The organism is Paenibacillus sp. JT31N11, assembly GCF_056269285.1.
This window is the reverse complement of record NZ_JBWDNQ010000025.1, coordinates 1-13,341: the sequence shown is the minus strand read 5'-3', so window position 1 is coordinate 13,341 and position 13,341 is coordinate 1. Positions and strand designations below refer to the sequence as shown.

The 13,341-nt window shown below is 46.0% G+C and carries 8 protein-coding genes; 1 reads left to right on the top strand and 7 read right to left on the bottom strand.

The features are described from left to right. Positions 1-22: 22 nt before the first annotated feature. The 7 genes from AC0YNV_RS37535 to AC0YNV_RS37505 form a co-directional block, all read right to left on the bottom strand. Entirely contained in the window at positions 23-1,660 is a 1,638-nt protein-coding gene (locus AC0YNV_RS37535; RefSeq protein ID WP_475772632.1) for a response regulator transcription factor, read from the bottom strand. Beyond that, complete coding sequence (locus tag AC0YNV_RS37530) at positions 1,647-3,380, bottom strand: sensor histidine kinase (protein WP_475772631.1); 1,734 nt, start codon at positions 3,378-3,380, stop codon at positions 1,647-1,649. The genes AC0YNV_RS37535 and AC0YNV_RS37530 overlap by 14 nt, the downstream gene beginning before the upstream one ends. Before the next feature lie 388 nt (positions 3,381-3,768). Continuing rightward, entirely contained in the window at positions 3,769-5,436 is a 1,668-nt protein-coding gene (locus AC0YNV_RS37525; RefSeq protein ID WP_475772630.1) for a cellulase family glycosylhydrolase, read from the bottom strand. Between the two features lie 36 nt (positions 5,437-5,472). Next, positions 5,473-7,128 carry an Ig-like domain-containing protein gene (locus tag AC0YNV_RS37520; protein WP_475772629.1) on the bottom strand — a complete coding sequence of 552 codons (1,656 nt, stop codon included), beginning with the start codon at positions 7,126-7,128 and terminating at the stop codon, positions 5,473-5,475. 175 nt (positions 7,129-7,303) lie between these two features. Continuing rightward, the gene (locus tag AC0YNV_RS37515; protein WP_475772628.1) at positions 7,304-9,001 is read right to left on the bottom strand and encodes an extracellular solute-binding protein; all 1,698 of its coding nucleotides are present in this window, start codon (positions 8,999-9,001) and stop codon (positions 7,304-7,306) included. Positions 9,002-9,104: 103 nt separating this feature from the next. Next, on the bottom strand, positions 9,105-10,730 hold the full coding sequence (locus AC0YNV_RS37510) for a response regulator transcription factor (protein WP_475772627.1): 1,626 nt from the start codon (positions 10,728-10,730) through the stop codon (positions 9,105-9,107). Next, complete coding sequence (locus tag AC0YNV_RS37505) at positions 10,702-12,036, bottom strand: sensor histidine kinase (RefSeq protein WP_475772626.1); 1,335 nt, start codon at positions 12,034-12,036, stop codon at positions 10,702-10,704. Before AC0YNV_RS37505 ends, AC0YNV_RS37510 begins: the two co-directional genes overlap by 29 nt. A 585-nt stretch (positions 12,037-12,621) precedes the next feature. On the opposite strand from AC0YNV_RS37505, the gene AC0YNV_RS37500 reads away from it, so the two are divergent. Further along, a partial coding sequence (locus tag AC0YNV_RS37500; RefSeq protein ID WP_475772625.1) for an ABC transporter permease subunit occupies positions 12,622-13,341 on the top strand: 720 nt, incomplete at its 3' end.

Genomic DNA, 13,341 nt, shown 5'->3' with positions numbered 1-13,341 from the left:
TTTTAAGGTTCCTGTTCTATTTTTAATCAGTGTGCCTTTCTCTGAATTCGTCAGGGGTCATATCATAATATTTTTTAAATACCCTTGAAAAATGTGACGGATTTTGATATCCTACTTTTCTGCATATTTCATGAATCTTCTCATTGGTCTTACTTAAAAGATGGGCTGCTATTCCCATTCTCAACCGGTAGACGTAATCACTAATTCCTTCGCCAGTTTCCAATTTATATATTTTACTTATATAAGCAGGATGCAGGTACACATGATCGGCAATCCTCTGAAGAGAAACATCATCCTGCAGATTCAGTTGCACGAATTGATTAATCTTTTGTATGATGGAGCGCTGGCTATTTTTTGCTTCTTTTATCGTGTTATCCTTAAGAGCCAGTATGATTTGCCGCCCCCATTTCTTCAGACTTGAGACGCTTTGCAGCGAATCATGGTAAGTACCTTCCAACAAACTGAGTTCAGGTACATGTTTCAATAATTGATTTTCTTTATGTATCGTATGAGAGACAGAAAAGTTCATCATCATAGCCACTTCATATAAATAATCCTGCAAATAACTTTTCCTACTTTGCAATTCCTGTATAATATATTCAAATTTATGCAACGCCGCCTCCCAGCGTCCAGCCTCTAACAAATTCCACAATAAAGGCGGCTCTTGGATGCTTCGCAGCGGCTGAAACTCCTCCGTGGAGCCGGTGTGTAAAGTGTTGATAAAAAAACCCTGGACATTGTCAGGGAGGCTTCTAATCACTGAAATTGATTTGTGATAATAGGAGTATAGATCTTCGGGAAACAGCCCCCACTCACTAATGAGCACCGAGATGCTGCACTTCAAATATGCAGTCACACTTTCCTGCAGCTGCAGCGAGTACTTCTCTAAAAGTTTCCTTGTCTGGTGGGAATCAGATAGTGCCCTGGCATCATGTTTATTAGTGATTACGAAAACAAGATTATGGTTCGCGTCCTTACACTGCCAAAGGGCAAACTGCTGACCGAAGATCTCCTCACTGATGTTGCTGATACCGAACTCTAGTAGAGACTGACTATAATCGTCATACTGATTGAGTCCTTCCTCCATTCTGATAAACATCATGGCAAATAATTGATTCTCACCAATATGGAGATCCAACATGTCCATCTTCTTGGATAACATATTCCTGTGCATATCCTTTCCTTGCAGCAAATCGTATAAGAGCGCTCCTCTAAGCATTGGCAGGTTCTCACTAAGTGTATAAAGTGTACGATGATGTGAAACGACCTCGTTCCATTCCTTTTCGATTTGTATAATTACCGCTTGGACCGTATTTAACAGCTCATCCTCTTTAACCGGTTTTAATAAATAAGCCTCGACATGAGAGGATATGGCTTGCTGCGCATATTGAAAATCGGAGTAACCTGATAGCAGAATACATTTCGTTTTTGGAGAGATAGTTTTGAGTTTTTCTATCATCTCCAATCCATTCACACCCGGCATCCGAATATCGCTGATCACAATGTGAATATTATAACGTGCAATTAATTCTAACGCTTCGTTCGCAGAGGAAGCTGTATAAACGGTTTTTATTCGAAGCTCCTCCCAGGGATACGTCATTGCCAGATTCTCAATAACAAATTTCTCATCATCTACAATTAATAATTCATACACGGCCATTCCCGTCCTTTCTCCAAGATAATACCGCTTTCACCCCGCCTAGCTCAGAACGTGATAAGGAGAGTCCAGAGTCGCCTCCGTATATATGAAGCAGTCGTTGGTTCACGTTCCAGACACCGCATCCCATTTCTTTCGTTAGAGGCTCCGCGATTTTATTTCTTAATTCCCGGAACTGCGTGTCCGTCATACCTCTACCGTTATCCTCGACAATCAGACGAGCCATCTCCCTGTCGTGTAGCCCATATATGTTTAGCCGGCCCATATCCTCCGATGGTTCAATTCCATGTATAATGGCATTTTCGACCATTGGCTGCAACAACAATCGGGGGAATGCCAGGTTTAGCATCTCTTCCGGCACCTGAACGTCATATTCTATCTGTAGTCTTAACTGTTGTATGGTCAGATAATTTCGAACTAAAGCGAGTTCTTCCTGCAAGATGGTCGTCTGATTTTCCAGGCGAGTCGTATAGCGATAGTAATCTCCAAGACTGGTAGCCATGGCCTCCACCGCTTTACTATCACCAAGACGAGACATGCTCACGATGAAGAATAGGCAATTATAAAAAAAATGCGGATTAATCTGCGATTGGAGCTGCTTCACCGTTGCTTCGTGGGAACGGATTTTCTCCGAATACACATTTTCAATTAACTCTTGAATTTGCCTTGCCATCTCATTAAATCGATTAAATAAAAAGTAAAATTCATTCTTCGGCTTTTGAAGCAATCGGGCGGAATAATTCCCCCGCTTCAGCTTCTGCACGTTATAAATTAAATCCCGAATCGGGATCTGAACATTACGGTAAATGACGAACGAAACGGCAATTCCCATGATAAGCAGTATAGAAATAACCCCATAAAACGCGTTACGGGTTTTGATTATCGGGGACAACACTTTTTCCAGAGGCACAAAATCGACCAAATACCAGCCTAAGCTTGAAGAAGGAACATAGCTGAGCAGATACTTCTGACCCCAGATAGTAATCGGCTCATGTCTCGCCCCGGCTTCAAGATTAATGGTCTTCAAATACTCGACCATGTTCGCCACTTTCTCCTGATCTTCTTTGTGTCCCACGATTGGCCCATATCCAGGAGCATAAAAGAAAGGATTTCCTTGCCTGCTGGTCATATATTGATCCAACATGGATCTGATATTTTCCGTACTAAACTCGACCTCAACGATGAGATTCGCTGAACCCGGATCGCTGCGTGCTGCTGGAGGGTCCATCGTATACCATGTGAAGTAAGAATTTAGATGCGTTTCATCCTTTTCGCCAAACGACCAGCGTGTGAACTTATCCGCTTTCAATTCTGACATTTGATATTCAATCAAGGGATATGTGGTAAGAACCGACCTGGATAGAGGAGAATAAACGGAAATATCATTTTTCCAGGGACTTGAGGTACTATATAAAGTTAGTTTTTCCTCGATTCGTTTCTTTGCCGTTATTTCTTCAACAATATTCTCTATCTTGTCTAATCTCATGATCTCCCGTATGCTGCTATCATTGGTGAGTGTGACCGAGTGCAGCGCGAGCTGTGCAATGTTGTTCTCCACCTGACTAAGAAAAAAGTCCAGCTGCTCTATACTGGATTGTTCGATTTGGCTTTTTACGACATTCACATTGATTTGATAAGAGAAGCTATAAATAACAATAACCGGAAGCAGCAGCATAACCACCAGCACAACGATCTTTCGAAAAAATCTGTTTTTATAAGGCATCCCGTTGGAGAACCCCCTTTATTCAAAAACTTATCCTTCTTATACAGATCCAAAAAGCCATGAACATGTTGTCATGGCTTTTTTAGACGTTTTCGTTTAGCCTTTTGTTCCTGCTAGCGCGATACCTTCAACGATAACGCCATAAGAAGATAAACATAAGAATCATCGGAAGTATCGCGAGCAAGGAACCTCCGGATAACGGAATTATACACGCAAACGCGTATGCGACCAAAGAGCAGAACACCAGCTGCGCGAAAGTCTTTGCGAAAGGTGCAGCAAGGTCAAGCCTTTTTTAACTAAAGGACAACCTGTGCAATATAGGATTTGTATCGTTCCCTATGCTAAGATTCATCTCCGGGTTATTCTATCTTTCGCTTAATCATTACTATTAGTCCAAGGCAATTTTGAAGAAACTACTAATCTCCAAGGATGGCACGGTAAATAGCCCTTCTTTGATGTCAACATACTTTGTCAAACCAGGATTCCACGGCGAGAACATTGCAACCTGCCCTGAAATGTGAGTAAAGGCGTTAATTCTTAGGTTCTCGATGGTGGAAGGGGGCTGGTTATGCAGATATAAATACCGCCAATCATCCCGCTTGCTGCGAATAATCCCGACTATATGGCGTTTCCCCCTCAGTCCCAATACCCACACACGGTCATCGGATGTTTCGAACGGCTCGAACCGCTCTCCGGGGAGATCTATCCCGTCCATAAGCATATGCATAGAACGGAACATTGGCCAAAGATTCTTCTTGTCCACATATTCATCCCAATGCCAAATCTGGCCGATTCCTGCCGCACCGGCGAAGAATGCCGGATACACGGTATCGTGAAAAATAAGGCCGCGATGATCCGCCCGGTACCAGCAGAACGGTCCTGTATGATCATCGTTAACTGCACCCGTTTCGGCTAGAAGCACCGGCTTATCCGGCCTGCGGCTCTGTTGCACGGCATCGATTCCCAGCCGGAAGGCATCGTAACAAACCTCCAGCTCCGCTCCATGATCCAGATAACGATGTACCTGTTGGAAGGCGAGCTCATCCATATGAAAGTCGTTATACACGCTTTTCCACTTGCTGCGGTCGAAGCTGCCTAACGAATTCACGACTAACTGTTCCGGAACAAGAGCTTGCAGCTTCTTGGCCGTGCTCGCTGTCCAGTCGCGGAGAATAGACCATTCCGATACGCGGCAGGCATTGATTTCGTTCCACAGCTCCCATGCCATCACTGTCGGATCCCCGCCATAACGGGCCACGTAAGCATTCACCTTTTTCCACCACTGCTTCTGCCATATATGCGTCGTGAACCACTCGTCCATGCTGCCTGGGGAAAGACCAGAATCAGGATGCCGTAATGTTTTTACCGACCATCCTCCGGGGGATGGTCCAATTGTCCGGAAATGCTCCAAACAAAATTTCAGGCGAATGCCGAACGTCCTTGCCAGCTCTACTAGTCCGTCGAGACGGGTGAATTTCTCTAACGCCAACTCGCCCGCAACCTCCGTTTCCGGTTCGAAATACGGTGTGGAAAGCCAAATTCGGATAAAGTTCCCGCCATTCCGGCTGAATTCCTGAAACCACCGCTTATAATCAAGCAAACCCAAGGTTCCCCGTTTATCGGTTGTTTCAAACTCACTTCCGGCTGACAGCGGGTAGCTCGGCGGCAAGCAAAGGTTCACCCCGATCACACAGAATGAATCACCTTCTGTCGTTTCAAAATAGCGGTTGTCGCGTTGGCTGATACGTACATATCCGGGGTCTTTGCTCGGCATGCATCTGAAGGAGCCTTGCTCGGCAACGCTATCACTTTTCCCAATGGCTTGCCACGTATACGTTCCCTCTTCCGTCGGGGTATAGCGTACAGCCAGCGTTGGACTTCCATTCATCATGATAGCTTCATATCCGCGATGATCATACTCAAGCATTGCTGGTTGGTGGGAATAAGCCGGCCGTTCGTAAACGGCGCCGGAAGGAGCAGTAAATTTGACTGTCGTCACATCTGACTCTATTTGAAATTCCCTGGTCCATCGCTGATAGCGCCCAATCGCAGCCATTTGCATCATCCTTTACTCGTAACTATCGCTATTCTTTCAACCTTTACCGTTTTTCACGTTGACGGTCACTGCATTCGACTGCAGCTTTATGCCATTTAACGTAACCTGCGCCGTCAATTGAACGCTGCCCTGTTTATGGCCGGTCACCAGCCCATTGGCGGCTACGGTCGCGACACGTGGGTTGCTGCTGGTAAACTCGATCATCGCGGCTGACAAATCCGCCGGGCTGCCGTCACGCAGCAAGCCGTTTATCTTCAATTGCAACGTTTCTTTGAATTTCAATCTGGATATATCGGTTGACAGCGTAAAATCGGATAATGCGTAGGGGGCATCCGCAAATAGCACCTGGTAAGGGGCTAACGTGTACGGGGTGCCGTTTACGTCGACATGCCGTTGAACGCTGTCCTTATTGATCAGCATGATTTTAGATGCCGACGCCAAAGTTTCTATATCGGGGTCGGAAGAAATGGATTGAAATAACGGCGTCCCTGCCGGGAAATAATCATGCATCCCTTTATAAACCTCATAATGAGGTGTATGTCGTCCGCCAGTCGGACTGTTCGTACTGCTGAAGAGATAATGATGCACTCCGGCCTCTCCTTCAGATGGATTCCAGAGCAGAGCGGTGATCGGTGAGTCGCCGGCAGCTTTAATCATATTGGCATAAATTGATGCCATAGCGGCCGCAATATACTGGCTGCCTCCTTCTGTGTCATAGAGAGTGTAATATTCAGAAAACCAGATCGGCAGGTCCGTCTTTGCTCGAATATCCTCAATGGCCTTCTTGTAAACCCATGTTAACTGCATACTCTCTTGCTCTGTCATCATGTTCGGATTGCCCCAATCCTTCAACCATCTGTCCAGTGTGATAAAGTCGGCACCTGCTTTATGGTTCAGCCAATATTCCATGGAGTCCATATCCCTGGCAGTAAAGGGTGTCTCCGTGCCGTTGCCGTTGAAGCCGAGTGTATGTGAGGCATCTCCTTTAAGCGATATGTAATAACCCCCGATCTCGGCATCGGGCCGCACTTTTTTAACCGCCGCATAGACTGCATTATACAATTGCGTATACCGGACGTAATCGTAGTTTCCATTGGAACCATCGCTGTTCCGGATCGAATTGTCCCAATATCCTTTGAATTCATTCCAGATTTGAAAGTACTTAACGTCTTGATACCGCGCGGCTATCGCTGCGGCCAGTTCGGCGAATTCGTCGACATGCTCGTCTGCAACCCGGTCATCCATGTTCCAATCATCGCCGCTCGTTTTCATCCAACCTGGTGCTGTGCAAAAGGTAAGTACCATTTCTCCGCCCAACGTCCGCATTAAGTCCACTCGCCTGTCGAGTGAATCGAAGATGATCGGACCGCCTTCTTCAGGTTGCGGGTTGTCCGCTCCCCAGCCCATAATATGCTGGTTTTGATACGTAATCACCGGTGCCAACAAATCCTTCGCGCGCTGCACAGCCTCGGATTCCCCGTTTTCCCAGAATACTTGGGTATGGGTAATACCCAGCGTTAAAGTACTGGCGCCTTCCGCGAGCGTCGGATCCACTTCTACCTGCACCGGGTTGTTCCCGGTCGCGCCAGACGCCTGAGGTGTTAAGACGAAAATGAACATCGTCAGTAGTAGAATCATACTGAGCCTCTTGAAAGCATGCTGCTTGGCGCTGCTGTTTACTCCGGTTTTCATATTCCCTGCCTCCTTCTGAATATGATTTACACGCTCATTGTAATACCGGGCAGCGCGTTCTAATAGATCGAAACTTTTAAGGGGACATATGAAAATATTCAGATTATCCCGCCAAGGAAGAAAGAATCGCCCTTAGCTGCCAGGTACAGCGGCTGAAGGGCGACGGTAGTAAACATTAGTTCCCGTGACTTTTTGCGTACGACTCATTCACTTCCCGGGCGACTTGCTCTCCACCCGCGCTGTTATACGCTTTGATGAAATCGTCAAACTTCTCAATGGGAACTTTGCCATATACAAATTTCAGCAGTTCTTCAAACTCCATCTTATCCAGCAGCGCCCCTCTATCGATTTGTGTCCGGGTCGGCGCACCGTTATATGCGCTCGCGATGTACTGGCCCATCGTATCATAAACCGTAGCTATGGCTTCCATCTGATCCGGATTTTGCTTATAGGAAATAGCCGCCTTCTTCTCGGCTGGTGTTTGAGGTTGTTCTCCCTTGACCAATTTCGAGGCCATCTGCATTTCCAGATAAGGGTCCTGCATAGGCGCGATAAAAAATTTATCCGGGAAAATTTGCAGTTTGTCCGGGAAATCATTCTCCTCCACGGACACCGTACCGTCCGGGTTGGTCACGTAGTCGTAGCCTTCTTTGAATCCATTCTCAAACGCGCTGCCCGCAGGAGGATTTTTATATTCGAATATTTTGTTCAAATACAGGAATAACGCATCCATATGCTTGAAATCCTTATGCACAAGCAGTCCGCTCGATTTAAAGTTTGTATCCATAGATCCCCCTTTTCCGTTATCGGATGGAATCGGATACGCCTTCATCGCTGCGCCCGGAACATTTTTCTCCATATCTCCATATGGCCATCCGGCTGACCACGGCGGGGAGACGATGATCCCTACTTTGCCTTGCATCGCAAGCTCCGCAACTTTATTCTCGTCATGCAAACCGACCTCTTTGCTGATCAGCCCGGTGTCATACCACTCTGCCAAATGGGCGAGGCCTTGCTTCATACCGGGTTGGAGGCTTCCGTATTGCAAAGAGCTATCCTCTCCTTTTATCCATTGCCCTGGAATAGTTCCGTATGGTCCGAATACCCAGGTGCTTTCGCCGAACCAGCCTCTTGTACCCGATTTCAAACTCAAACCTAACGGAATCAAATCCGGGACGCCGAGCTTGTCGGCGTTATCCTTGAAGGCCGTAAGCACCGTATTCAATTCATCAAACGTCTTCGGCGGCTGCAGTTCCAGCTTATCAAGCCAATCTTGGCGAACCCACATCAAGCCATTGTTTTGACCCGCCCGTTCAAAAACCGGAATCCCCATTCTTTTGCCGTCGCGTACAACGATCTCCCAAAGTGACGGATCACTGTAAGCGGCCTTCATCTCCTCGGAAGCATAATTATCAAAGTCGGCCCCGACTTCTTTGTATTGGCCAGATTCAAGCAAGTCGCTAAGCAGCGTACCTCCCGACCATAATACATCGGGGAGCTTCTCCCCCGACGTAAGCATCAGACGTGTCTTCGTCTCCGTCTGGTCTTTCGGTACAACCCATAAATACTTAAAATTGATGCCTAGTTCTTCGCTCGCCCACTGCGTAACGAAATTATCTTCGATTTTTTCACCCGGCTTCGTTTCAATTGTCGAATCGCTGCCCGCGACAACAGCGATCGTCACCGGCGGATCGAACTTTCCGTTTTTGAATCCTTCAGATATGACATCATTCGTTGCCGTAGTCTGGCTGTTATTCGTATTGCCGGGGGTATTGTTCTTCGAATTCGCACTATTCGAAGAACAACCCGAAAACAAGGTTATCGATATCATCGCAGCCATCCCTACCATTGCTGTTCTCTTAAATGTTCTCATACATGTCCTCCCCCAGTACGTGGAATGTTTTTACTCATCCATTCTAATATGACCATGTGTCCGGAAAGTAGATGGAAACTTTTAAGGGGAGTATAGAAAATATTTAGATTTTAGCTAATCGGTATTTCTCCCGGTATTCCTGTGGCGTCATGCCGTGGTGACTTTTAAATAATTTGCTGAAGTAGGGTGCATTCTGAAAGCCTAATTGCTGAGCCAATTCATAGACTTTGATATCGGTAGACCGCAGTAAATAACCCGACTTCTCCATTCGATGACGGTAAATGTAGTCGCTAATATTCTCACCCGTTAACTGCTTGTAAACGCCTGATAAATATGCTGGATGCAAATGAACATGGTCGCCTATCGCCTGCAGCGAGATATCGACAGATATGTTCTCCTCTATGAAATAGAGTACTTTATGCACCAGATTAGCGTGCGCATCTTTCGCCTCCTTATCAACTAACGATTCCAGCCTGTCCAGCATGGACAGAAACCATTCTGAAATCGTGGAAATAGAGCCTGTGAACATCGAATAGTCGAAGTTGCCGCCGATCTCTTCTCCGGCCAGGTCGACAATCGATACACCTTGGAGATGAGCCATATAGGAAAAGGCACTATAGAATGATGACGTCACTTCCAAGATATGCTCTTGATCATCCAACTTTTTCATGCGCAGTTCCTCGAATACGTGCAGAATCTTATTTCGGGCATCTTGGAATCGCCCAGCCTCCAGCAGTTGCATTACGGTAGGCGGTTGATATAATTGCGGCAGAGGTAAGACATGTTGATCAATCGCTCCCTCCTCAAGCCGAATAAAAAAACCGTGATCGCTTCGGGGCAGTTTACGAAATTGGCTGAGCAGCATCCGATAAACCGACACAATCTCTTTCTTGGAGAACCGCTCTTTGAAGCTGAGCAGCACCGAGACCTCCCCTCTAAGGTAACTGTTAATACACGCCTGTACCTGCTTCGCCAGCTTTCCCAACAAAGAGTCCTTCTCTTTTCCCTGTTGTTTCGGCTTGATTAACCATACCAAGTAACCCAGGCTATCTCTGCAGGACCATAAATCGAACTCTTCCTGCATCAACTCATTGACAATATTCATTACCGAAAATTCGTAGAGTGAAAGCTCATCGCTGTTTGATTCCAGGTACCATTTCTCTAATCGAATCATTAACATATAGAACGGATCCCCTGGTGAGATCCGTACATCGTACATTCTCAGCTTTTCCGCGATTGCCGGTTCGGAATAATGGCTCCCGGAGAAAAGGTCATTAAGCAGGTTTGATCGCAGCAAGGGCAGGTTTTGCCGGAGCGTTTGGGTTGCGCGTTCAGCCGAACTCACCGCTTCCCATTCCTGCGCAATGGAATTCAGCGTCAAGGTTACAACCGCAACCAGCTCGGCATCCTGTACGGGTTTCAGCAAATAATTGACTGCCTTTGTGTGGATGGCCTGCTGCGCATATTTGAAGTCAGAGTAGCCCGACAAAATAATACATCTTGTTCGTGGACAGTGCTCCTGCACATATGCACAAACTTCAAGTCCGCTCATGCCCGGCATCCGAATATCCGTGACCACTACATCGATTGCATTCGTCTCCAGCAGTTGCACAGCTTCAATGCCTGAGCCGGCCGTATACACATGATCAATGCCAATTGAAGCCCAATCGATCTCCATCATGCTGGTTAACAGCATTGGTTCATCGTCCGCGAGCAAAATACTTTTCATCGTCCGTCTCCTCTTCATCTTGTTTACTATCCCATCTCAAAGTCACACATAATCCGGTTGAACGCTTCGACGGAGACAAAGTCAGATCAGCGCTGCTCCCATAACGGTATTTTAAACGCTGATTCACGTTCCAGACACCACAGCCCATATCGTGCAAAAGCGAGCTGTTCAATTTATGCTGTAGTGAAAACAAGCTTTCGTTGGACATGCCCACCCCGTCATCCTCCACCATGATCACATGCTCATCTCCTTGCCTTTTTCCGGTAATCTTAATTTGTCCGCTTCCCATTTTGGGTTCCAGGCCATGGACAATGGCATTTTCCACAATAGGCTGAAGGATCAACCTCGGAATTTTACTATTCATCATTTCTTCGGGAATATCTATCGCGTAACTGATACGCTCGAGACGCATTTGATAAATATTTAAATAAGTTATGAGCAGCTCGACTTCTTGCCGCAGCTCGGGGGTTTGGTTTTCAACACGCGTAGAATAACGATAGTAATCGGCCAAGCTGTATGCCATGTCCATTACTGTCTCCTTCAGACCCATCTTAGCCGATCCGGCGATAAACGAAAGGCAATTATACAAAAAATGAGGATTAATCTGCGATTGCAGCTGCTTAAGTGTTGCTAACCGGGATCGGTTCTGTTCCTCGTACACATTTTCGATCAAATGTTTGATTTGGATGGCCATCTCGTTGTACCGATAGATCAAAAAATCAAATTCGTTATAATATTTCTTGGATATATGGTAAGAAAAATCACCCCTTTCGAAAGCCTTCAATGCTCTGATCAGTTCCGCAATGGGGACCTGCACGTACCGGTACAGAAGTGCCAGTGCAAGGAAACTCATCAAAAGGAGCAGCGCGGTGCATGTATAAAACAGGTTGCGGCTCTTAATAATTGGGGAGACGATGGACTTCAACGGTAAATAATCGACGAGATAGACGTCAAGCAAAGGAATATAAACATATGCCGCAAAATATTCTTGTCCATCTATATTTAGTTCGAGGTGCCCTCTCTTACCTAACACCTTCTCGAAAAGTTTCTCTTTCAGATGCCGAATTAATAATACATTAGGCGTCTCGCTGGCAATGAACTCGCCTTCGGCGGTAAGCAGAAACGGGTCCCGCTTGCTCTCACCCTTGTAGGTTTCAAGCATATTTTCAATGCTGGAACTGTACAGCTTCGTTTCAAAAACGGCATTTACGTTCGCAACATCCTTCTTCCAAGGGTCCGAAAAATAAAAATCGAAATAGCCGTTATCGTCATGCCCCGAATGATAATCCCATTTGCCGATGTTCACCTGTCGAATATGTTCCGGTTTGTATGCGTCATTCTTGTCCGTCGAAATTCGCATTTGGACATCGGGCAAATACACGGTCAAATCGTTTTTCCAGCCGCCGGAAAAGCTTTGCAAATATAATTTCTCCTCCAGTATTGGCTTGTATTGCGTCATGCCGTAATAATCTTTCGTCAGCACGCTTTTCTCAAGATTCAATACCGACGAATCTCTTGAAAAAGTGCTCGGCAGAAACGTAAATCGATCTACTATTGTTTCTATTTGTCTTTTGAGGAAATCCAGCTGATTCTCATTATTGCTGACAATCTCTTGGTTGATGACTTTAAGACTCGTCTGGTTTGTATACGCATACAAAACCAGAATCGGCAGAAGCAGGCTGAGAATTACCATGTTCATGCGAAAGAAAATCGACCTATGCTTGTGCATACAGCTTTCTCTCCTTAAAATAACAACGGATATCTTAAAAATGAGTTGTTTACAGCTATTGGGCTCTCACCTAAACTACATTTATTAAATACTTGAAGTTGTTGCAAAAAAACCCGCTGTCGATATGCAAGACTCAAGTTGAAAATGAAGGGAAGAGAGGCCATGAGATTAAAGTCTAATATAGCACCGACTTCTGAAACCTACAACACGCTCTCAAAGCACGCCCGTAAACAGACAACGCCAAAACAAAACTGGATGCTGCACATCATGCTGGTCCCGGGGGTATTATTGGCGCTGATTTTCAACTATCTTCCTCTGCCTGGAATCGTAGTAGCGTTCTTGAACTATAAGCCATGGCTTGGCTTTTTTGATTCCACGTGGGCGGGCTGGGATAACTTCAGACTCATGCTTGATTTGAAAGATATTCACCAAGTCATCGTAAATACGCTGTTAATCGCTTGTCTTAAAATTATTTTTGGGCAGGTCGTACCGATCGTGTTCGCCCTGTTGTTGAATGAGGTTCGCCAAGTTTTCTTCAAAAAGACCGTACAGACCCTGATTTATTTACCACATTTCCTATCATGGATTATTCTTGGCGGCATACTGCTTGATATTTTGTCCCTCGACGGCATTATGAACCGTTTCCTCGCCTTGTTCGGCATGACTCCGGTCATGTTTCTCGGGGATGGCGAATGGTTTCGTGCTGTGGTCGTCATTAGCGATATATGGAAGGAATTCGGGTTTGCGACAATCATTTTTCTGGCTACGCTGGCGGGCATTAACCCCGCTTTGTATGAAGCGGCCGAAATCGACGGCGCCGGCAGGTGGAAGCAAACGATTTACGTTACGCTTCCATCCATGCTTCCGATCATCATCGTCACG

Excerpts from the sequence above, each read along its gene's own strand:
- AC0YNV_RS37535 (WP_475772632.1), bottom strand. The coding sequence starts at position 1,660 with ATGGCCGTGTATGAATTATTAATTGTAGATGATGAGAAATTTGTTATT.
- AC0YNV_RS37510 (WP_475772627.1), bottom strand. The coding sequence starts at position 10,730 with ATGAAAAGTATTTTGCTCGCGGACGATGAACCAATGCTGTTAACCAGC.
- AC0YNV_RS37520 (WP_475772629.1), bottom strand. The coding sequence starts at position 7,128 with ATGAAAACCGGAGTAAACAGCAGCGCCAAGCAGCATGCTTTCAAGAGG.
- AC0YNV_RS37525 (WP_475772630.1), bottom strand. The coding sequence starts at position 5,436 with ATGGCTGCGATTGGGCGCTATCAGCGATGGACCAGGGAATTTCAAATA.
- AC0YNV_RS37530 (WP_475772631.1), bottom strand. The coding sequence starts at position 3,380 with ATGCCTTATAAAAACAGATTTTTTCGAAAGATCGTTGTGCTGGTGGTT.
- AC0YNV_RS37515 (WP_475772628.1), bottom strand. The coding sequence starts at position 9,001 with ATGAGAACATTTAAGAGAACAGCAATGGTAGGGATGGCTGCGATGATA.